Source organism: Lysinibacillus sp. NPDC059133, from assembly GCF_042755925.1.
GTDB lineage: Bacteria > Bacillota > Bacilli > Bacillales_A > Planococcaceae > Lysinibacillus.
The window spans coordinates 36,691-59,953 of the sequence record NZ_JBHZDH010000005.1; the positions used below are offsets into that span (position 1 = coordinate 36,691).

Here is a 23,263-nt window from a genome sequence, read left to right on the forward strand (position 1 = left end):
ACACTCTATTGACAATTTATTGTAAAATGCTATAATTTTTATCGACAGACAGTCGGTCTAGTGAGGAGGCATAAAAATGAGAAAAGAAGCGATAGAACGCAGAAACGAAATACTTGATGTAGCGGATGAGCTTTTCGGTCAGAAGGGCTTCGATGGCACAAGTACTAACGATATTCTCGAAAAGGTTGGTATTGCACGGGGAACGTTATATTATCACTTCAAGTCGAAGGAGGATATTATGGACGCGTTAATTGAGCGGTATAATGCCCAAATTCTAGGTGCTGCAAAAGAAATTGCAGCCAATAAGAGCATCCACGTTAACGAGCGTATTATTCGTGTTGTAATGGCATTAAACATAAGTGGCGGAAATGGTAAGGAAATTATTGACCATATACATAAGCCTCAGAATGCGCTTATGCATCAGAAAATACAAAAGGTTATTATGAACGGCCTTCCCCCGATACTGACGGACATAATCCGTGAGGGGATTGAGCAAGGACTATTCAGTACGCCGTATCCGTATGAATGTATGGAAATGATTGTGGCCTATACGAATACCGTTTTTGATGATGATATGGTTGATATAACCGAGGAAGAACGTGCTGCACGAATACCAGCTTTTGTCTTCAACGTAGAAAGACTGCTCGGTGTCGAAAGTGGAAGCCTTATGTACATGATGAAGATGTTTGGCAATGGGGGTGAAGAAAGTGGAAACAACGATGGTTGATTCTGAGAGGTTTTTTAGAAAATTTCTTCTGCTTTGGTCAGGACAACTAATTTCAGCAATAGGAAACGGGCTTACAGCGTTTGGGCTTGGTATTTATGTTTTCCAACAGACGGGAAAGGCATCGGCAATGGCGCTTGTAACCTTACTTGCGTTTATGCCTTCGCTTCTATTAAGCCCTGTAGCAGGAGTGCTTGCGGATCGTTATGATCGAAGACTTTTAATGGTGTTAGGCGACAGTCTTTCAGCGATAGGACTTGTTTATATTCTTATCTGTATGCTTAGCGGGGAAGCACTGTTATGGCAGATTTGTGTGGGAGTTACAATAAGCTCGGTGTTTTCATCGCTGCTTGATCCCGCATACAAGGCTACGGTTACGGATTTACTGACCGAGGAACAATACACAAAGGCAAGTGGTTTAGTCCAGGTGGCGGGTTCTGCAAAATATTTGATTTCACCCATCATTGCGGGATTTTTGCTCACCGTTTCGGATATAAAGCTTTTGCTTGTCATCGACATTTGTACATTCTTTGTAACCGTAACATCAGCTCTTGCAGTACGTAAAGGGCTTGCTTCAAAGACATACGAACAGACACAATCATTTTTCCATGAGTTCAAAGATGGTTGGCGTGCAGTTTCTGAAAATCGAGGTGTGCTCGTTCTTGTAATGATGACATCGGTGCTGACATTTTATCTTGGAATTATTGAAACACTTTCCATTCCGATGTTGCTTACTTTTACGAGCAGCTCCGTAATAGGAACGGTGGAAACGTTTGTCGCTACAGGGATGCTCGTATCTAGTGTGATCATCGGATTTCTTCCAATCAAAAAAGGGTATGTGAAAATTCTTTCGTTTTCGCTGTTTTTTGAAGGAATATTTATGGCGGTATTCGGACTTCGAGAAAATATAGCTCTAATCTGTATTTCAGGTTTTTTCTTTTTTGCCATGATGCCATTTGCAAACTCAACATTAGATTTTCTTGTTCGTACCAACATTGATAATGCCGTTCAGGGCAGAGCATGGTCACTTATTGGGGTTATTTCACAGCTTGGATTTGTAGCAGCCTATGCGCTTTCAGGGGTACTTGCGGATTATGTGTTTACGCCTTTGCTAGTGGACGGCGGATTGCTTGCAGACAGCGTAGGGAAAATTACCGGTACAGGTCAAGGCAGAGGAACGGGCTTCCTCATCATAATCGCTGGAATTTTATTAAGTATTACTTCATTTATTTTGTTCAATTTGAAATCAGTGAAAAAGCTTGAAAACAGAGGTGACGTATGTATTTCAGATTAATCCGTAATGACATTTCTAAAAGCAAACTGATAACGCTGACAACAACGTTATTTGTCGCGGCTGCGGCTATGCTCGTTTCTTTATCGGCGATACTTATGGTTAATCTTTCTGGTGCTATCGATTCACTTATGAATCAGGCGAAAACGCCGCATTTTATGCAAATGCACTCGGGAGATATCGATACTGTCCGGCTTGCAAATTTCGCGGAGCAAAACAGCAATGTCGATGAATTTCAAGTGCTTGAGTTTCTGAACATGGATAACGGGCAAATTATTTTAGGTGATCGTTCGCTTGCGAATAATGTGCAAGACAATGGTTTCAGCATACAGAGTGAAAAATTTGATTATCTTCTTGATCTTGACGGAAACATTATAAACGTATCCGATGGCGAGCTCTATGTTCCAATTAACTATATGAAGGACAACACCACAAGAGTCGGTGATAAAGCGATAATAGGCGGAAAGGAATTTACTGTTGCGGGCTTCCTTCGCGATTCACAGATGAATTCTATGCTGTCTTCCTCAAAAAGATTTCTTGTTAGTCAAAATGATTATGCGGAAATAAAAAGCCATGGGAGTATGGAGTATTTGATAGAGTTTAGACTAAAGGATTTATCGGCGCTTGGTGAATTTGAAACTGCTTATGCTTCCGCAGGTCTTGAAGCGAACGGACCAACGATTACATATCCACTTTTCAAAACACTTAATGCACTTTCCGACGGGATCATGATAGCAGTTATACTTCTTATAAGCGTTCTTGTCGTTGCTATCGCATTTCTGTGCATCCGCTTTACACTCCTTGCGAAAATCGAAGACGATTACCGTGATATTGGTGTTATGAAGGCATTAGGGCTACACCTTTCCGACATTAAGAAAATTTATCTTGCAAAGTACGCAGCAATTGCGGCAGGGGGGAGTATTCTCGGTTATGCACTTTCGTTGATGTTCAAAAACATGCTTCTTGAAAACATCCGGCTTAATATGGGGGAAAGCGAAAACTCTTCTTTTGCTTCGGCATTAGGCATAATCGGCATACTGCTTGTATTCCTCGCAATAATCGCTTATGTAAGCGGAATGCTAAGACGCTTCCGGAAAATATCTGCTGCAGAAGCGATACGCTTTGGCACTTCACAGGAAAAAAACACAGGCGTAAAACGTTTTTGCCTATACAAAAATAAGCTGTTAAACACAAACATTTTTCTTGGTATTAAAGATGTTCTCGCAAGGAAAAGACTTTATGCCACAATGCTTGCAGTACTTGTCATTTCAGCATTTATTATTATTGTTCCACAAAACCTTTACAACACGATTTCCTCAACAAGCTTCATTAAATATATGGGTATTGGAAACTACGATATTCGTATTGATATTCAGCAGACGGATCAAATTCCTGAAAAAACTGCGGAAATTTCAGAATATATGAACAGCGACAATTCCATTTCAAAGTATACCATCCTTACAACAAAGACATTCAAAGCAAAAACGGAAGACGGTTCGGAGGAAAATATAAAAATCGAACTTGGCGACCACTCGATATTCCCTATCGAATATACAGAGGGAAGAGCACCCGCTGTAGAAAAGGAGATTGCACTTTCGGCTTTGAACGCCGAAGAAATGAGCAAAAAAGTCGGCGATACCATTACGGTCATAATAAAGGGGAAGGAGAGTAAGCTCACGGTAAGTGGCATTTATTCCGACATTACTAACGGTGGTAAAACGGCAAAGGCTGTTTTTACTGACAATTCGGAAAATATAATGTGGAGCGTTATTTGTGCAAAGCTTTCAGATAAAACTCTTGTCGATGAGAAAATCTCTAAATATGCGGACCGATTTACTTTTGCTAAAATCTCCAATATTGATGAATTTGTTAAACAAACATTCGGTTCGACAATAAAATCAGTTGAAAAGACCTCCATTGCTGCAATTGCTATAGCGCTCATAATAACGGTACTAGTGACACTATTGTTTATGAAAATGCTTGTCGCAAAGGATAGATATTCGATTGCTGTCATGAAAGCACTAGGTTTTACAAACTCCGATATGACGGTACAGTATGGTTCACGAGCGGTTTTCGTAGCCATTATCGGAATTGTCCTGGGCACCCTTATGGCAAACACTCTTGGAGAGGTACTTACAGGTGCGGTTATCACCTCGTTCGGGGCGTCATCGTTTAGTTTTTCAATCAATCCACTTTCGGCGTATGTACTTTGTCCGTTATTGATGATTTGTTCGGTACTGATCACAACAATAATTGGCACATGGGACGTGGGGAAAATAAAAATATCCGAAAATATAAAGGAGTAGCTTATGAAGAAGATTATAATCGGTGAACATATTGTAAAGTCTTTCGGCGAGGGTGATGAAAAGCGCAATGTTCTAGACGGAGCGTCCGTTGAAATAAACGAGGGTGAGTTTGTTGCAATCATGGGACCCTCGGGCTCGGGAAAATCAACGCTCATGTTTGCATTGAGTGGCATGGACAGCGTTAATGGTGGAAGGGTTACTTTTGATGGTAGTGATTTATCGGCAGTTGGAGAGGTTGAACTTTCAGATATACGTAGAACTAAAATGGGCTTTGTATTTCAACAACCAACAATGCTTAAAAATCTGAATATTCTTGATAATATTATTCTACCATCCATCCGTGATAACAGAAAAAACGTTGCGAAAATTTCAGAGAAGGCAAGAGCGCTTATGAAGAGGGTAGGCATTGCGGAGCTTGAAATGCGTGACATTACACAAGTTTCGGGTGGTCAACTTCAGCGAGCGGGGATATGTCGTGCGCTTTTGAACAGCCCGAAAATCATTTTCGGCGATGAGCCTACAGGTGCACTTAATTCAAAATCAGCCCAGGAGATCATGGACATTTTTACCGAAATCAACGCTGGCGGTACTGCGATTATGCTCGTCACTCACGATGCAAAGGTTGCGGCGCGGACGGAGCGTGTGATGTTTATGTGCGATGGAAAAATCGTCAGTGAACTGAAACTTCCAAAATTTGATGGAACGAATATTGATGGCAGAGTAGGGAAAGTAACGGAGAAAATGTGGGAAATCGGAATATGAGTTGCTGTATCAATTAACACCGAATCTCACAATGAAGAATGTAGGATTTCTATAGTAGTTACGTACCGAGTTGGCAATAAATGATTAGTCTTAGAGAAAAGCAGGGGAATTGGTTTACAAACCTACCTCTGCTTTTATTTCAGTATATAAAAAGAAAATTTATTCAGATGTTGATTCCGTTGAAGAGACAATATAGTAGAATGATTGGTTGAAACAACTATTTTCATTTTTACAAAATAAATTCATAGGAGATGTGCCTTTTATGAAAGCTGGAAATAGCATTATTATTTTAAGTATAATCTGTATTATAATTGGATTAGTCTACGCATTAGGATATAACAGTTCTATTTACTTTAAATATTTATTTTCTTTTCATACTGTTGGGAATGGGTATTTTGATTGATAGGATTGAAGAAATGATAAAGAAAAAACGGTAAGATGTAATTCAAAATAAGTTGTTAGCAAATATTTGAGAATCGTGTATGAAGTTATAGCCGATGACACTGGATATATTACCTATCTCTTCTTCAAAAACAGGGAATGTGGTATTCTTCTTCTTAAGGATACGATGCTGTATTTTTAGCAAGGCTTGTTAACTCTATGAGAAACACACCTGATAGTACATAAAAAATACAACAAGAAGTAGTGGTGAAGGAAAATGGGGTAACGGTAAAAGATTTACTACAATTGCCATCATTTAGAGGGGCAGAAGTTTTAACGGGTAAAATTAATCTTAATCGTACGGTCTCATCTTTATCTGTGTTAGAAGTTTCGAATGTAGATTTTTTATCTACGATTATCCAATCCGTCCAGGAAGAGTGGTATGCGGAAGAGCTAGTCATTAGCTCTTTTTATTCAATTAGAGATAGTGTAGAACAACAATGTAAAACCATTCAACACTTACATGATCTTGGCGAATTGGGTCTTATTTTATATTATGTGGGAATTGTTTTACCTGAAATTCCAGAAGAGGTACTGCAATTAGCAGACTCTCAAGGTTTTATCATTATTTGTATGCCTAAAAATGATTACTCTCTACGTTATAATGAGGTCATTTATGAAGTGATGGAAGCAATTGTTAGTAATCAGGCTGTCAATGATCAGTTTGTGAAGGAAACTTTAGAAAAGGTCAGCTTGCTACCAGAGCATTTACAAAGTGTAGAAATCACACTGAAAATGCTATCTGATCGCCTGAAAGCTAACATTGTACTGACAAACAGTAATTTTGATATTGTGAATCAAGTGATGTGGCCAAGAAATTCATCTTTAGATGTTTGGCAAGTACTACAGGAGTTTTCACAAAGTCATCTAAATAAAGAAAAGGGAAAGCTAGAACTACAAAGAAGCGATTTATCGTGTGTCGTTGAATATAAAAGTGTTCAGCAAAAAAATGGGGAACAGCTACTTTTGTTTGTTATTAAAGAGAACACACCCTTACCAGCGAAGACCATTGAAAAAATTAGTGAAGTTGTCCAAGTGGCCATTAATCTTTGGGGCGACAAGCATGATGAAGTTAGTGAGTATGCATTAGTAAAAGCGATTATTAATGATGAAAGCGACAAAATGCGAAGACTAGCTAACATGCTAAATATCGATGTTTCTGCTATTCAAATGATGTGGCTAATTTATATTAACGATGTATCAGAAGAGAAGAAAATTAGGGATGAACTGGAAGAGCAACTTTCAAAGTATTATCAAACGACAGTGATTCAATGCATTGATCGTTGTATTATTGTTCTTTTAGGAAATGGCTTGTATAAACTTCATGAATATGAGATTGCTACTGAGTTTATTGAAACAACTAATTATTACTCCCAAATATCAGAAATCGTTTACTCACCGAAAATGAAAAATACTAAAGCTGTACGTCAAATGTATCAATTGGTGAATCAAGTAGGAGAGAAAGTTCATACCATCTATCCTATGCGCAAATTGTTTACTGCCGCAGAACTTCGATCGATGAAGCGAGCCATTGATTTAAGTAAACAGGGAGAAGAAATGATTGAAGAATCCCTTTCCGTTATTGAGCCCATTTTAAATGATAAAGAGTCCCTAAATACATTAGTTGCATTTCTTTTAGATGCAAATGGTAGTTTTGATGAGTGTGCGAAAAACTTATACATTCACAAAAATACAGTGAAGTATCGTATAAAAAAAATTAGTGAACTAATTGGCAACGATGTAACGGTTTATTCGGAATTTTACGATGTATATATGGCCTGCATGATCTATCGCCTAATTAATGGTTAGAAAAGTCTGAATTTTTGTCAAAAAAGATAAAAATTCATACTTTTTTTTCATTTTTGAAAAAGACTCACCTCTATACCTTCTTTTATAATAAAAAACATTAACTAATGAACTACCGATAAAGGAGGGGACGATATGGAGAAAGATGGGCAAGGTCAGTCTTGGTATAGTTTAGGGATTATATGGGCAGGCGCAATGATTTGTATACCAAGCTTATTAGTTGGGAATACATTGATTTCTGGTATGGGTTTAACGAAGGCATTAGCCGTGTCTTTTGTTGGATATGCAATTGTAGTAATCATCATGATTTTTCAAGGAATGCAAAGTAGTGATCTAGGAAAGCCAACCGTTCATGTCGCTGGACAAGTGTTTGGTAAAAAAGGATCACGGACGATTCTTTCTATTATTTTGGCGATTGCTTGCTTAGGCTGGTTTGGCATTCAAGCCAACGTTTGCGGAGTTGCGTTAGCTAATTTGTTAGCAGCGTATGATATGAATGTACCTATTCCGTTAGCCTCTTTACTTAGTGGTTTGGTGATGGTAATTTCAGCTGTTTATGGCATCAAAGTGCTACGTGTCTTAAGTTATATTGCAGTTCCTTTCTTAATTGTCATTTGTCTACTAGGTTTAGTGCAAGCTTTATCTGGAGACAATCTACAGCTTATGTTGGACTACAAACCTAAAAATAACATGAGTTTTTCGGATGGACTAGCTATAACGATTGGTTCATTTGCACTTGGGGCAGTAATCGCGGGCGATTATTCCCAATATTCCAAAAAACGCTCGGATGTTTTTAAAGCAGCAACATTTGGAATTATACCAGCTGGAGTATTGATGATTGCTGTGGGAGCCGTTTTAACAATCGCTTATCAAACAAGTGATATTACGGCTGTCTTTCTTAATATTGTTACTCCATTAATCGGTGGTGTCGCTTTGATTTTAGCCACATGGAAAACCAATTTAGTGAATGCAATATCAGGAGGAATCGCCTTAATTAATGTTTTTAACGTTTCGAAGGACAAAGAAAAAATGGCGATTGGCCTAGCTGGAACGATTGGGACTTTACTTGCCGTGATCGGTATTTTAAATTACTTTACACCGATTATGTCGATTTTATCAGCGATGATTCCTCCAGTTGCAGGCGTTATGATTGCCTCTTATTGGGTAATGAATAAAGGGGATAAAACAAGCTGGAAGGAAGTTGACGGTGTCAATCGTTTAGGTGTTTTCTCGTGGCTAGTTGGTGCAGTGATTGCTAGTATTCCGGTTGTTTTATCGTTATTCCCTAGCATGCCTCAATTACCTAATCAGCCATTAATTGGTATTGTTATTTCATTTGTTATTTATTATTTCGGTTATCGTATATCCGTACAAAAAACGGTCGTATTGGAGGAAAATAGATGAGATATTTAGATAAAGAAGCTATTGAACATATTGCGATTGGAGCCGCCTTTTTAGGAACAGGCGGAGGGGGGGACCCTTATATCGGGAAAATGATGGCTCTTTCTGCCATTGAAAAAAATGGACCAGTTAAATTGTATTCAGTTGATGAAATTGAAGATGACGACTTTTTTATTCCAGCAGCTATGATGGGTGCACCTTCAGTTTTAGTGGAGAAATTTCCGCGTGGAGATGAGTTTGTTAAAGTTTTTCAAAAACTAGCGAAGTATATTGGGAAAGAAAAGGTTACAGGAACATATCCAATGGAAGCAGGCGGAGTGAATTCGATGATCCCGATTGTCGTAGCGGCACAACTGGATATCCCACTCATTGACTGTGATGGCATGGGACGTGCATTTCCAGAATTGCAAATGGTGACCTTTAATTTAGATGGGATTTCTGCAACACCGATGGCTATTACAGACGAAAAAGGAAATATCGGGATTTTTGAAACGATTAATAATAAATGGACAGAACGAATAGCACGTTCAGCAACAGTTGAAATGGGCGCTAGCTCTTTAGTTAGCTTGTACCCAACGACTGGAGCTCAGATTAAAAAGAGCGGCGTTCATCATATCATTACACTTTCAGAAAAAATCGGTGAAATTATTGCTTCCAAAAATAGAAATGTGAAAGATAAACTTCATGAATTACTACAGCTAGTTTCTGGCTATGAATTATTCCAAGGTAAAATTGTCGATGTGATTAGAGAAACGAAGGGTGGATTTAACCTTGGGACAATGAATTTGGAAGGTATGGAAGTCAATAAAAACGAAAATATGAAGGTTCATTTTCAAAATGAAAACCTTATTGCTGAGAAAAATGATCAGGTTGTAGCAATGACCCCTGATTTAATTTGTTTAGTAGATTATGAAACTTTATTGCCAGTGACAACGGAAAGTTTAAAATACGGTAAGCGTGTCCGAGTAATTGGATTGCCAGCCAATGAAAAATGGCGGACTGATAAAGGAATAGCAACAGTAGGTCCAAACTATTTTGGTTATGATTACGATTATGCTCCAATTGAGGAATTGGTTAAAAAGGTGGTAACTGAACATGTATAAGATTGGAATCGATGTTGGTGGGACGAATACGGATGCCATTATTTTAGATGAACATAGCAATCTCATTCATAGTGTTAAATCGCCAACGAGTTTAGATATTAAAACTGGTATTGAAACAGCTTTACGAAACCTATTACAAGAATCGAACATTGATAAAACGAAAATTACGCATGCAATGTTAGGCACAACACAATGTACAAATGCCATTGTAGAGCGTAAAAAATTAGCGAAAGTCGGTGTAATCCGTCTAGGATATCCAGCAACCGCCTCTGTACTTCCATATACTGCATGGCCGAAAGATATGATTGAAAAACTATCAGGGAATTATGCCTTAGTCCATGGTGGTTATGAATACGATGGTCAACTTTTAGGCGAGCTTGATGAAGACGAGATTCAATCACTTCTTGAAGACTGGCGTGAAAAAGTGGACTCCATAGCGATAGTTGGTGTCTTTTCCTCCATCAAAAATGATCAAGAGATACGGGTTCGCAGTCTAATACAAGAAGTTTATGAAGAAGAATTCCCAATTTCCTGTTCGTCGTTGATTGGCTCAGTAGGTTTAATTGAACGTGAAAATGCAACCATTTTAAATGCAGCCTTATGCAAAGTAATTGAAACGACAACGACAGGCTTTGTTCATGCGTTAGAAGGTGAAGGGATTTTCAATGCCAAAGTGTATTTATGCCAAAATGATGGAACTTTAATGTCAATCGATTATGCTAAACAATTCCCGATTTTAACGATAGCATGTGGACCGACGAACAGCATACGTGGCGCTTCTTATTTAGCAAAAATCAAAGATACGATGGTTTTAGATGTTGGTGGAACGACTTCTGATATTGGGGTCTTACAGGACGGATTTCCAAGGGAGTCTTCGGTAGCAGTAGAAGTAGGGGATATTCGCACAAATTTTAGAATGCCAGATATTATTTCTGTTGGGCTAGGTGGGGGCAGTATTGTCCGAGTAAATAATGGGGAAATTACGGTTGGACCTGATAGCGTCGGGTACAAAATTTCTGAAGAAGCATTTGTTTTCGGAGGGAATACTCTTACGACAACAGACATCGCTGTTCGTCTTGGATTAGCTAATGTTGGTGATAGTCGTTTAGTGACGCATATTGATGAAGAGTTCGCAAAAGAAGCGCAATTAGAAATATCATCATTAATTGAACAAGCTATTGATAAAATGAAAACTTCATCAGAAGATGTTCAGCTTGTCTTAGTTGGTGGAGGCAGTATCATTGTTCCGGATACTCTTCGAGGAGTCTCCAATATTGTTAAATTTGAAAATGGGACTGTGGCAAATGCGATTGGTGCCTCTATTGCTCAAATTAGTGGTCAATATGAACAGATTTATATTTATTCTAAAGAGCCACGTGAGACTTCATTGAAGGATGCTCAAGAAAAAGCAGTGAAACAAGCTGTTTTAGCAGGAGCACTTACTGAGACGATTGAGTTAGTGGAAGTAGAAGAAACACCCCTTGCTTATCACCCCGAAAATGCAACGAGATTAAAAGTTAAAGTGGTAGGGAAAATGAGTTAGATGTGGCTTTCTTCACTGTGTTGTCAAATCAACGACAACAATTTAAAGAATTAGGCAGTAACGACAAGGGACAAATTCTTGTCGTTACTGCCTTTTTTAATCGCCCAGTCGGAATCAGAAATCGCCTCCGAATTAACGGACAGCTTTTCTGTGTGAATCTTTTTTTGCTCTTTGGAAGGCGGATGTCGATAAAATTCAGAAGTTGGGTGATAAAACGCAAAAGTTAGTCGATAAATTTAAAAAGTTGGGTGATAAAATGCAAAAGTTAGTAGATAAATCTAAAAAGTTGGGCGATAAAACGTAAAAGTGTAAAGTTGGATGACGTTTTGTTAAAACGTCAGTCATGTGGATAAGTTGATTAGAGTGAAGACTTGACGCCCTCAGGAAATCACCTCCAATCTTACAAAAGGTGCATACTTTATTAACATTAAATTCATTACAACATGAAGAAAGGAGCCTAAAATTTAAAGGCTCTTCCTTTTTTTTGAATTTAATACTTGCAAACATAAAAGTCATAGTGTAATATTTAACTAGTACACTATGACACGAGGTGTTTATTTTGAAAAAATTTGCAGGAAATTTAAAAAAGGAATGGGTCCTCTATAGGACATGGCTATTTGTAGGGGTTTTTATAGGGATCATGCTGTCAATGGTAGTTCCATATTTAATAAGGCGGTTTAGTGGTGAATTTGCGTTGGAAAATCAGGCGTCATTTGCCTTCTCGATACTAGTACTAGTCTTAGGTGGATTTTTTTCGATATTACAATTCCTAGCTAGTATGCGTCATGACTTAAAGAACAAAGAGATATGGCTGCATTCAACTAGCTCCATTGCACAGCTTGTAGGTGTGAAAATCGTATTTTCCATAATTGGATACGCGATCTTTAATTTTATCTTTGTGAGTATAGCTATTTACAAAGTCAAAGATGAAATTATAGGCAACTTCGCACAATTACTTTTACTACTTTTATTTTTTGTAGCCATTATAGTTATTCTTCAATTGATGATGTTTGTGATACTGCTACTATTTTTAGCATTGAATCTCCAAATGAAACACTTTATTGGAAGTTTTTCCATTGTGATCACGATGGTGGCCTTTTTCATTAGTATGAATGAATGGTTGAAATTTACAGAGAGTAAATTGTATGATAAAATTTTCCATCATATAGGGATTCGTTTAACTACTCTGGAGCAATTTTTTCCACAGTTACCATCATTTCAGTTCAACTTTAAGACAATGTATGTCGTAGAAGAAGTAGCAACGATCATTTTTGTAGCGATTTTATTTATCATAGCGACAAAGTGGCTTGAAAAGGTGGTTTTACGATGACAATCGACTTTTCACGTGATAAGCCCATCTATAGCCAGCTTGTCGATCGGATATGTGGGGACATTTTGAAAGGGAAGCTAGTGCTTGGGGATCGACTTCCTTCGGTTCGAGAGTATGCAGTGGAAACAGGTGTCAATGTAAATACTGTGCAACGGGTGTATAAGGAGTTAGAAGCGATGAATATAACGGAAACCAAACGAGGTCAAGGTACATTTATTACAACCGATGATGGGCGAATTGCTCTATTACGGGAAGATATGAAAAATCAACTGGCAGATCATTTTTTAACTTCCATTGAAGCACTTGGATTTTCAAAGGAAGAGATGCTCGTTGTTTTACAAAATAAATCGTGAGGTGAAATAAATGCTACAGCTATCATATGTTTCTTTTCGTTATATGAAAAAGCCTATTTTACAAGATGTGTCTTTTTCCATTCCTGTTGGACAAATCATTGGGCTTGTTGGAGAAAATGGTAGTGGCAAGTCGACACTATTAAAAGTGTTGGCCGGCATATTACGTCCATCAAGTGGTGAGGTATTGCTAAATGGAGAGCCTGTTACACGCAGAAATGCTGATGAAATTGCCTATTTACCAGATATTGATTTGTTTTTTGATTTTTATACAGGTGAGCAGCTTTTTCAGCACTATGCCTCTCAATTCGAAGATTTTTCGTATGATAAGGCTTGTATTGTTGCAGAGTTTTTACAAGTTGATAAAAATGTGAAGCTACGGCAATTATCAAAGGGGAACCGTGGTCGGATGAAAATGGCCGCAACGCTTGGGCGAGAAGTACCTTTTTATTTAATGGATGAGCCATTCTCAGGTCTGGATCCAATTGTTCGTGAACAGCTCATTAAAGGGTTAATTCAATTTACAGATATTGAACACCAAACAATATTGTTATCAACGCATGAGTTATATGAGGTAGAGCCTATTCTAGATCAAATCATTTTATTGCAAAATGGTTCGATTATGGCACAAGAGGAAGTAGAGACGATTCGAGATGTTTCGAATAAGGATGCTGTGCAATGGATGAAGGCGTTTTATAAGAAAGGGTGAAATTTATGACAACACAACCAATTGTTCAATTGCAAAATTTATCAAAAACTATTCGTGGTAAGCAATTGATTCAGCAATTGAATATCGATTTATATCCAGGGCAAATCACTGGATTTTTAGGACCAAATGGCGCAGGGAAAACGACGACAATTCGTATGATGACAGGTCTTATGAATCCAACCGAAGGAAAAGTCATTATTGATGGGATTTCCTTACAGGATAATTATGAGGAAGCGATTAGTAAGGTCGGTGTAATTGTAGAAAATCCGGAAATGTATAAATTTATGACGGGCTATAAAAACCTACTGCACTTTGCGCGTATGCATAAAAACGTTACAAAAGAGCGTATTGAAGAGGTCGTTAAACAAGTTGGTCTTGAGAAACGCATTCATGAAAAGGTATCGACGTATTCGTTAGGGATGCGTCAACGTTTAGGACTTGCTCAGGCACTCCTTCATCGACCAAAATTTTTAATTTTAGATGAGCCAACAAATGGTCTAGACCCAGCAGGTATCCGCGAGTTTCGTATGTATTTGCGTAAAATTGCGGCAGAGGATGGCGTATCTGTATTTGTTTCCAGCCATTTATTATCCGAAATTGAATTAATGTGTGATCGAGTAGCGGTCATACAAAATGGAAAACTGATCGATATTCGTGATATGAACATTGAAACTTCTTCGTTTTATTATATTGAAGCTACACCAAATAATCAGGCTGCAGCTCTCCTACAAAAGCTCAATTACAATTATGATGCAGAGAATAATGGTTACGTGGTGGAAATAACGAAAGAGGCTATACCGCAACTCATCACGCAATTTGTCAATGATGGCATTCAATTATTTGCCGTACAACCGCATCAAAAAACGTTAGAGGATCAATTCTTAGAAATGACAGGAGGTGGCCAAATTGCTGAAGCTAATTCAAAATGAGTGGATGAAATTATGGCATAAAAAAGGAACTTGGGCAATGGTCGCGCTATTAATCCTCTTTATTATTGGTCCTGGTATTATGATGAAATACTATGAAACAAAAACGACAGAGGATAAAACGTGGCAGGAAACAGAACAGACGGCTATTAATGATTATAAAGAAATGTTGAAAGGTGATGATGTATCGGGAGAGAATAAACAACACTTTGAAGAGCAAATTGCTATTTCTGAGTATCGATTAGCAAATGATGTGCCTTCTCTAGAAGATGGAAGTGTAGCAAGCTTTATGTCATTTGCAAGTGGCATGCTGACTTTAGTGACATTATTTACGGTTATTACTGCAGCTAGTATTGTATCTAGTGAATTCTCTACTGGTACGATTAAAATGCTCTTAACGCGTCCGGCTTCGCGTGCAAAAATATTAACCTCAAAATTATTAACAACATTCATATTTGGGCTATTCTTAATTGTTGTTAATGTCATAGTAAGCGCTCTAGTTGGGCTAATACTATTTGGTGGTGCAACTGGTGTTGAGTTAGAAGTAGTCAACGGTCAGGTTGTTGAAAAAGCCGTATGGAATGATTTGGCATATTACTATTTGCTTTCGGGTGGAAATTTTGTCATGTCAGTATTATTTGCTTTCTTAGTGGGCTCAGTTTTCCGTTCAAGTTCTTTAGCGATTGGCTTAACGATGTTCCTATCCTTTACAGGTGGAATGATTGTGGTGTTCTTAAGTAAATTTAAAATCGTTAAATATATTTGGATAACACATTCAGATTTAACACAGTATGAAACTGGTAATTTTATAGTACCAGATATGACAATGCCATTCTCACTCACAATCCTTGCGATTTATGCTGTTCTTTTCCTTGCGATCAGCTATATGTCCTTTATGAAACGTGACGTCACAGCGTAAAGAAAAAAATGAATGAAGTGTAGCCCCATTGGTTGAAGAAAAGCTTCCAATTGGGCTACACTTTGTTTCAATGGCAATACGATGATACATCCCTATAAATAAATTATGTTTGGGTATAATTGAATAAAATCGTTGAATCCCTTCCTTCATTTCAAAAATAATGTTTATTTTTTTTACGAGTGGTAATATAATTGATAGCAACAACTTAATGAAAACGCTTTTTTTTCTATTAAGTGGTCTAGACAACTATACCAAAGGGGGATAATAATGTTAACTTTTTTACAAAAAATCGGTAAGTCGTTAATGTTTCCAATCGCTACATTACCAGCAGCCGCAATATTGTTACGCTTAGGCTCTGATGACATGCTTGGTGCAGTGTCAAATGACGTTATTAAGCATATTGCAAGTATTATGGCAGCATCTGGTGATGCGATTTTGGGTAATTTATCTATTATATTTGCGATTGGTATCGCGATGGGTCTAGCACATGATAATAGTGGTGGTGCAGCATTAGCGGGCGCCATTGCACATCTGGTGTTAGTCGCAGTATTAGGATCTGTAAATGAAGACCTGAATATGGGTGTATTCGGTGGTATTATTGCAGGTATTACAGCAGGCTTACTTTATAACAAATTCTATAATGTGAAATTTCCAGAATGGCTGTCATTCTTCGGAGGACGGCGTTTTGTGCCAATTATAACGTCCATCACTATGGCAATTTTAGCAGGTATTTTAGCTGTTATATGGGGACCAATTCAAGGTGGTATTGATTCAGTAGGGAACTGGTTAATCGGTGCTGGATCACTTGGTGTTGGGTTGTATGGCTTTTTTAATCGTCTATTAATTCCAGTCGGTCTACATCATGTTATTAATACAATCATATGGTTTGACTTTGGTGAATTTACAAATGCTGCAGGCGAACTTGTCAAAGGAGATATTCATCGATTTTTAGCAGGAGACCCATCAGCAGGACATTTCCAAGCAGGTTTCTTCCCAATCATGATGTTTGGATTACCAGCAGCGTGTCTTGCGATGTACTTTGCAGCGAAAAAGAAAAATCGTGCAGTAGTCGGTGGAATGTTCGTATCCATCGCGTTAACAGCATTTTTAACAGGTGTAACAGAGCCTATTGAATTTACATTTATGTTCTTATCACCAGTACTTTATGGGATTCATGCAGTCTTAACAGGTATTTCGCTCGCCGTTGCCTATATGATTGGATTCCGGGACGGTTTTGCTTTTTCCGCAGGTTTAATTGACTATCTTTTAAACTTTGGTTTAGCAGATAGTCCATGGCTATTACTTCCATTAGGATTAGGTTTCGGGGCAATTTACTTTGTCGTTTTCTATTTCTTAATCAAGAAGTTAGATTTAAAAACACCTGGTCGTGAAGACGAAGATGAAGAAGGGACAGATGTTACTTCAGCTGTTTCTGATGATTTAGATGTACGTGCTTTCCATACAATCGAAGCATTAGGTGGACAAGAAAATATTAAGCAAGTTGATTACTGTACAACACGTCTTCGTATGACTGTAGGTGATGCGAATCAGGTGGATGAAAAAACATTAAAACAAACGGGTGCGCGTGGTGTTATGCGTATAAGTAAGACAAATGTACAAGTAATTATCGGTACATCTGTAGAGTTTTTGGCAGAAGCCATGAAAGATCGCCTGAAAAAGGGGAATCCAGCGCCTTCAAATGTAGATGTACAAAAAGAAGCGCCTGTTGAAGAAGAAACAGTAGCAGAAAGAACAAATCCTTCCAATGATTTTGAAATGCCAATTACAGGAGATTTAATACCGTTATCTGACGTGCCAGATGAAGCATTCTCGTCAGGCATAATGGGGCCAGGTTTTGGTATTCATCCAAAGGATGGTACAGTTCATGCGCCATTTGATGGTCAAGTAGTAATGGTTTTCCCAACGAAGCATGCGATCGGCTTAAAATCTAATACAGGTGTAGAAATATTAATTCATGTCGGTTTAGATACGGTCACTCTAAATGGTGAAGGTTTTGAAGCGATGGTGACAGAAGGTCAATTAATTCAACGTGGTGATACTTTATTAAAAGTTGATTTTGAGCGTATTAAAGACAAAGTACCGTCTATCGTCACACCAGTTGTTTTCACAAGTTTAATGGGACAAGAAATTACACTAGAAAAAACTGGTTTCCAACGAGCAGGTTCTCATAACATTATTTCGATGAAGAAGTAACAAACAAGGGATGCTGTCTAAAAGGGTCCATCTAACAAAATGAACATGCTAATCGTTAATCCGCTTTATTTTCTGTGGGGAAGCATGGGTCACCTGTTGATCCCACAGAATTCTACGCGGATCGTATCGCTTCAAACATACTATTTTAGGACAGTATCTTCTATCAATCCTAGGAGATGTTTTTAATGAAATTATTAATCCGTAACATCACAGTCGTCAATGGAAATGGACGAAAGGAATGTGTCGATGTTTTCATAAAGGATGGGAAAATTGCTCTGATTGCGCAAAGAATTAACGCAGATCATGTGCAACAAATAGATGGTACAGGGAAATTTTTATTCCCTGGTTATATCGATATGCATATTCATGGCTCTGCTCAAATGGACACGATGGATGCATCGAATGAAGGTCTTCATACGATGGCGAAATCACTTGCAAAAGAAGGCACAATAGGTTTTTTAGCAACGACGATGACACAAAGCTTTCAAAATATTGAACGTGCCCTTGAAAATATTGCGCAGTTTACTTCAAATCCAGATGAAGCAGAACTTCTAGGTATTCATGTAGAAGGTCCTTTTATATCAAAAAAGCGTGTAGGTGCACAGCCGCTTGAATATGTTGTAGCTCCTGATTTCGCTGTATTTACAAAATGGCAAAACTTAAGCGGCAATAAAATTAAAGAAATTACAATGGCGCCAGAAGAACCAAATGGATTTGAGGTAGTTCAAGCAATTGCAGAAAACGGTGTGGTCGTATCAATTGGTCATTCTGATGCAACATTTGAACAAATGAAAGAAGCGGTTCAGCATGGTGCAACACAGGGCACACATTTATACAACCAAATGCGCCCATTCCATCATCGAGATCCAGGTGTTGTCGGTGGCGTATTATTATTAGAAGAAATGAAGGCAGAAATCATTGTTGATTTTATCCATATGCACAAGGATGCCGTAAGTATGGCATATCGTTTAAAAGGGGCAGATGGTATTATTTTAATTACCGATGCAATGCGAGCAAAAGGAATGCCATATGGGGATTATGACTTAGGTGGTCAAATGGTTCACGTCTCCGAAAGTGGTGCCCATTTATCAAATGGTGCTCTTGCTGGTAGTGTATTAAAAATGGACCAAGCTGTACGTAATATGCAATTCATTACGAACTGCACGTTAGAAGAACTAGTTAAAATGTCGAGTTACAATGCAGCTAAACAATTAAAACTGACTAACAAAGGACAAATCGAACAAGGATTTGATGCAGATGTTGTGATTCTGGATGAACAGTTAATGTTGCAACAAACGATTAAGGCTGGCAAGGTAATTTACGAAGCCTAAGAGGCCGCTCCTTAGTCGTGTAGTTTAAAAAATAAATAAGGGGGAATAGGAAATTGAAATTGGAACGCTTTGCTTCAAAAGAAGATTTATACGCTCGTGCAGTAGACATTATCGTGAATACTAAAAATGAAGGCGCTACAACGTTCGGTCTAGCTACAGGTGGTACAATGGAACCGTTATACAGTAAAATTTGTGAGACTGATATCGATTTCACGAATTGTATTAGCTTTAATCTAGATGAATACGTTGGACTTAGTGCTAAACATGAACAAAGTTACGCATATTATATGTACAAACATTTATTTCACAACAAACCATTTAAAGAATCTTATCTACCGAATGGTTTAGCTGATCATCCTACAGAAGAAACGGCAAACTATGAATCATTATTACAGCAGCATCCATTAGATTTTCAATTGCTTGGGATCGGACAAAACGGTCATATCGGTTTCAATGAACCAGGCACATCATTTGATTCGTTGACACATCTTGTAACGCTTGAAGAATCAACACGTCAAGCGAATGCACGTTTCTTTGATTCGATTGATGACGTTCCATCCCAAGCATTTACGATGGGAATTCAATCAATCATGCGCGCTAAGTGCATATTGTTAATCGCTGTTGGAGAAGCAAAACGTGATGTAGTAGAACGTGTGCTTGCGTCTGAATATACAGAAGCTGTACCAGCAAGTGTGTTAACCAAACATCCTAATGTCATTATATTAACAGATTTACAAAAAGAGGAGAATGAACAATGAAAACAAAACAATTTACAGTAGTAGACCCACAAGGTATTCACGCACGTCCAGCTAGCCAATTAGTAGCAGCAGCAACACCATTTGCTTCTTCTATCGAGTTACAGACAGAACAAAGAACAGCCAATTTAAAATCAATTTTAGGCGTTATGGGATTAGCCCTAAAACAAGGTTCAAAATTTACATTACACGTAGAGGGGGAGGATGAAGAACAAGCGTTTACTGCATTAACAAAATTAATTTCAGAAACGGGGCTAGCACAATGATCCAACTCAAAGGTATTGCCGCATCTGACGGCATTGCCATTGCAAAAGCATATTGTTTAGTACAACCGGATTTATCGTTTGCGAAAACAACAATTCAGGATATTGATGCAGAGCAGCAACGCTTAGTGGCCGCGCTTGAAAAAACAGCAGAAGAGTTAGCTGCTATTCAACAGCTAACACATGAAAAGTTAGGGGCGGAAGAAGCAGCCATTTTCGGTGCACATCTACTTGTCGTAAAAGATCCAGAATTAATTGGACCGATCAAACAAAAAATTGCTGAAGAAGCTGTGAATGCTGAATATGCATTGAATGAAGTTTCAACGATGTTTGTCTCAATATTTGAAGGTATGGATGACGACTATATGAGTGAGCGTGCTGCAGATATTAAAGACGTGTCAAACCGCGTTTTAGCGCATCTACTCGGTGTACATATTCCAAATCCAAGCAATATTAATGAACAGGTGATTGTTGTAGCAACTGATTTAACACCTTCTGAGACAGCACAATTGGACCGTAACTTTGTACTTGGCTTTACAACGGATATTGGTGGTCGTACATCACACTCTGCCATTATGGCACGTTCACTAGAAATTCCAGCCGTTGTAGGGACAGGTACAGCAGTTGAGTCCATTCAAGATGGTGATTTATTAATCGTGGATGGTTTAACAGGCGATGTACTTGTGAACCCAACAGAAGATGTGGTTGCAACCTATAGAAAAAAAGCGGAAGACTTTACTGCTCAACAAGCTGAATGGGCAATATTACTAAACGAAAAAACGATTTCCAAAGATGGCGTTCAAGTTGAACTAGCCGCGAACATTGGGTCACCAAATGATTTAGATGGTGTACTACGTCACGGTGGTGAAGGAATCGGTTTATATCGTACAGAATTTTTATATATGGGACGAGACAACTTACCATCGGAGGAAGAACAATTTACCGCCTATAAAACGGTATTAGAAGGAATGGAAGGTAAAGCCGTTGTCATCCGAACACTTGATATTGGTGGAGATAAAAATTTACCCTATTTACCGCTCCAAGAAGAAATGAATCCGTTCCTCGGTCATCGAGCGATTCGCCTATGTTTAGAGTATCAAGACATTTTCCGTACACAATTGCGTGCATTACTACGTGCATCCAATTACGGTAACTTAAAAATTATGTTCCCTATGATTGCGACATTGCAAGAATTCCGTGACGCGAAAGCGATTCTTTTGGAAGAAAAGGAAAACCTACTTGCAAAAGGCGTAGCTGTTAGCGGACAGATTGAAATCGGCATTATGGTTGAAATTCCATCGACGGCAGTGATGGCAGATATTTTTGCCAAAGAAGTGGACTTCTTCTCGATTGGTACAAATGATTTAATTCAATATACGATGGCAGCGGATCGTATGAACGAAAAAGTATCTTATTTATATCAACCTTATAATCCGGCTATTTTACGTTTGATTAAAATGGTTATTGATGCGGCTCACAAAGAAAAGAAATGGGCTGGTATGTGTGGTGAAATGGCAGGGGATGAATATGCTGTACCACTTTTACTTGGTTTAGGCCTAGATGAATTTTCAATGAGTGCAACATCCATTTTAAAAACACGTTCCTTAATTAAAAATTTAGCCGTAGCGGATATGCAAGCATTAGCAACAGAAGCGTTACAATTAGCAACATCCGATGAAGTGTTAGATAAAGTGAAGCAAGCAATTCACTAATTGTTTGCAAATATGAGACTAGACAAAAAGTAGTTGAAGATGGAGATCTTCAACTACTTTTTTATATGAATAATTTCCATGAAAAAGGTTCATCATCAAAAGTTGTGGATGACTTTTGTTAAAACGTATACTATGTAAATAAGTTGATTGGAGTGGAGACTGGGCGACTCCTTGGGGATTAGCGTCACAGATGAGACCCTGGAGCGAGCAACGCGAGTGAAGCGGCTCATCGGACGCCCCTAGGAAAGCGCCCAGTCGGAACGGAAATCAACCCACGTTTTGGTGATGATCCATGAAAAACTAGAGAGGTCTATTTATGGAAACAGAATGGTTACGAACTTTTATTGTTGCTGCGAAAACAGAGAATTTTCGTGAGACGGCAGAACACCGTTTTATGACACAATCAACAGTTTCTAAGCATATTCAACACCTAGAAAAATACCTACAAACAACACTTTTTGAAAGACAGGGGAAGCATGTAAAATTAAATCCTATCGGTGCTCACTTCCTTCAACACGCAGAGAAAATAATGGCAACGATTGAAGAAGGTTTACAAAATACAGTTTCCTTCATGAATGGTTTCACGTCCCAGTTAACAATTGCTGTTGCACCACAAATTGCCAATTCTACATTACCAGTCATCATTCATGCATTTCAGCAGCAAAAACCTTCCATTCAAATAACGATTGAACTGTTAAAGTCCAATGAAATCGGGGAAGCGGTATATACAGGTAAAGTAGATATCGGTTTATCAAAATTGACAACAACGCGTGATCTTCACACAGCTCTTCTCGCACAGGAACCACTGCAATTGATTGCTCCGATATCAAAAAAGGCGATAGATGCACGGACTCTTTTACAGCAGGAAACTATTTTAACTTCTTTCAGTGGATGTCCAAACATCCACTGAAAGAAGTTAAAGCCTCCGGCGGATGTCACGGAATCGGAAAGGAGTTCTTTGTGCAAAAGCACAAAGCCGATTCCGGACGCAATTATGCCGAGGCATAATTGATCGCATGAATATGCACCTTACTGGCAGGACATACAACAGGTATTACAGCAATTTCCAAGCTATAAAAGCATGAATATTAATCAAACAGAGGTTATTAAAAACTTTGTTAAGCAAGGATTAGGAATTGCTTTTTTACCAAAGAGTGTAATTGAGGCTGAATCTCACCAGCAATTACTTCAAAGTTATTCGTTAAAGGAATGTTCCCATATCGTTTCGAGTACCTATTTTTTAACGAAATATGTATCAGCGGATATTGAGGCGTTCTTAGCAGTTTGTCATCTGATATACAAAGATGCAGTTGGTAGGTAAATAGTGGACTGAAAAACGTTAAATGAAAATAATGTTAGGTCGTTAAAGGCCTCTTA

At 38.2% G+C, this 23,263-nt stretch carries 20 protein-coding genes; all 20 read left to right on the forward strand.

Annotated features, from left to right (window positions below):
• Positions 1-76 precede the first annotated feature (76 nt).
• On the forward strand, positions 77-727 hold the full coding sequence (locus ACFXN8_RS04200) for a TetR/AcrR family transcriptional regulator (RefSeq protein WP_386843014.1): 651 nt from the start codon (positions 77-79) through the stop codon (positions 725-727).
• A complete protein-coding gene (locus ACFXN8_RS04205) occupies positions 720-2,018 on the forward strand; it encodes an MFS transporter (RefSeq protein ID WP_386843199.1) in 1,299 nt (432 codons plus the stop codon). Before ACFXN8_RS04200 ends, ACFXN8_RS04205 begins: the two co-directional genes overlap by 8 nt.
• Positions 2,003-4,321 (forward strand): ABC transporter permease, encoded by a 2,319-nt coding sequence (locus ACFXN8_RS04210; RefSeq protein ID WP_386843016.1) that lies wholly within the window; start codon positions 2,003-2,005, stop codon positions 4,319-4,321. The genes ACFXN8_RS04205 and ACFXN8_RS04210 overlap by 16 nt, the downstream gene beginning before the upstream one ends.
• A gap of 3 nt (positions 4,322-4,324) precedes the next feature.
• A complete protein-coding gene (locus ACFXN8_RS04215) occupies positions 4,325-5,083 on the forward strand; it encodes an ABC transporter ATP-binding protein (RefSeq protein WP_386843018.1) in 759 nt (252 codons plus the stop codon).
• 648 nt (positions 5,084-5,731) lie between these two features.
• Positions 5,732-7,333: a PucR family transcriptional regulator gene (locus ACFXN8_RS04220; protein ID WP_386843020.1), complete on the forward strand. Its 1,602-nt coding sequence runs from the start codon at positions 5,732-5,734 to the stop codon at positions 7,331-7,333.
• A gap of 132 nt (positions 7,334-7,465) precedes the next feature.
• The gene (locus ACFXN8_RS04225; protein WP_386843022.1) at positions 7,466-8,734 is read left to right on the forward strand and encodes a cytosine permease; all 1,269 of its coding nucleotides are present in this window, start codon (positions 7,466-7,468) and stop codon (positions 8,732-8,734) included.
• Positions 8,731-9,834 (forward strand): S-methyl thiohydantoin desulfurase family protein, encoded by a 1,104-nt coding sequence (locus ACFXN8_RS04230; RefSeq protein WP_386843024.1) that lies wholly within the window; start codon positions 8,731-8,733, stop codon positions 9,832-9,834. The genes ACFXN8_RS04225 and ACFXN8_RS04230 overlap by 4 nt, the downstream gene beginning before the upstream one ends.
• The gene (locus ACFXN8_RS04235; RefSeq protein ID WP_386843026.1) at positions 9,827-11,377 is read left to right on the forward strand and encodes a hydantoinase/oxoprolinase N-terminal domain-containing protein; all 1,551 of its coding nucleotides are present in this window, start codon (positions 9,827-9,829) and stop codon (positions 11,375-11,377) included. Before ACFXN8_RS04230 ends, ACFXN8_RS04235 begins: the two co-directional genes overlap by 8 nt.
• 550 nt (positions 11,378-11,927) lie before the next feature.
• Complete coding sequence (locus tag ACFXN8_RS04240; protein WP_386843028.1) at positions 11,928-12,707, forward strand: hypothetical protein; 780 nt, start codon at positions 11,928-11,930, stop codon at positions 12,705-12,707.
• Complete coding sequence (locus ACFXN8_RS04245; protein ID WP_376076230.1) at positions 12,704-13,060, forward strand: GntR family transcriptional regulator; 357 nt, start codon at positions 12,704-12,706, stop codon at positions 13,058-13,060. Before ACFXN8_RS04240 ends, ACFXN8_RS04245 begins: the two co-directional genes overlap by 4 nt.
• Positions 13,061-13,070: 10 nt before the next feature.
• Entirely contained in the window at positions 13,071-13,766 is a 696-nt protein-coding gene (locus ACFXN8_RS04250) for an ATP-binding cassette domain-containing protein (protein ID WP_386843030.1), read from the forward strand.
• A 5-nt stretch (positions 13,767-13,771) separates the two neighbouring features.
• On the forward strand, positions 13,772-14,695 hold the full coding sequence (locus ACFXN8_RS04255; protein WP_386843032.1) for an ABC transporter ATP-binding protein: 924 nt from the start codon (positions 13,772-13,774) through the stop codon (positions 14,693-14,695).
• Positions 14,664-15,611, forward strand: coding sequence for an ABC transporter permease (locus ACFXN8_RS04260; protein ID WP_386843034.1), 948 nt, complete (start codon positions 14,664-14,666; stop codon positions 15,609-15,611). Before ACFXN8_RS04255 ends, ACFXN8_RS04260 begins: the two co-directional genes overlap by 32 nt.
• 267 nt (positions 15,612-15,878) lie before the next feature.
• A complete protein-coding gene (nagE, locus tag ACFXN8_RS04265; protein WP_386843036.1) occupies positions 15,879-17,825 on the forward strand; it encodes an N-acetylglucosamine-specific PTS transporter subunit IIBC in 1,947 nt (648 codons plus the stop codon).
• A 185-nt stretch (positions 17,826-18,010) separates the two neighbouring features.
• Positions 18,011-19,156 carry an N-acetylglucosamine-6-phosphate deacetylase gene (nagA, locus tag ACFXN8_RS04270; RefSeq protein ID WP_386843039.1) on the forward strand — a complete coding sequence of 382 codons (1,146 nt, stop codon included), beginning with the start codon at positions 18,011-18,013 and terminating at the stop codon, positions 19,154-19,156.
• A 53-nt stretch (positions 19,157-19,209) separates the two neighbouring features.
• Entirely contained in the window at positions 19,210-19,914 is a 705-nt protein-coding gene (locus tag ACFXN8_RS04275; protein ID WP_386843041.1) for a glucosamine-6-phosphate deaminase, read from the forward strand.
• Positions 19,911-20,177, forward strand: a complete 267-nt coding sequence (locus tag ACFXN8_RS04280; RefSeq protein WP_376076212.1) for an HPr family phosphocarrier protein — start codon at positions 19,911-19,913, stop codon at positions 20,175-20,177. Before ACFXN8_RS04275 ends, ACFXN8_RS04280 begins: the two co-directional genes overlap by 4 nt.
• Positions 20,174-21,886, forward strand: coding sequence for a phosphoenolpyruvate--protein phosphotransferase (gene ptsP / locus ACFXN8_RS04285; protein ID WP_386843044.1), 1,713 nt, complete (start codon positions 20,174-20,176; stop codon positions 21,884-21,886). The genes ACFXN8_RS04280 and ptsP overlap by 4 nt, the downstream gene beginning before the upstream one ends.
• Before the next feature lie 316 nt (positions 21,887-22,202).
• Positions 22,203-22,796, forward strand: coding sequence for a LysR family transcriptional regulator (locus ACFXN8_RS04290; protein ID WP_386843046.1), 594 nt, complete (start codon positions 22,203-22,205; stop codon positions 22,794-22,796).
• Positions 22,797-22,928: 132 nt separating this feature from the next.
• A complete protein-coding gene (locus tag ACFXN8_RS04295; protein ID WP_386843201.1) occupies positions 22,929-23,207 on the forward strand; it encodes a LysR substrate-binding domain-containing protein in 279 nt (92 codons plus the stop codon).
• Positions 23,208-23,263: the final 56 nt, after the last annotated feature.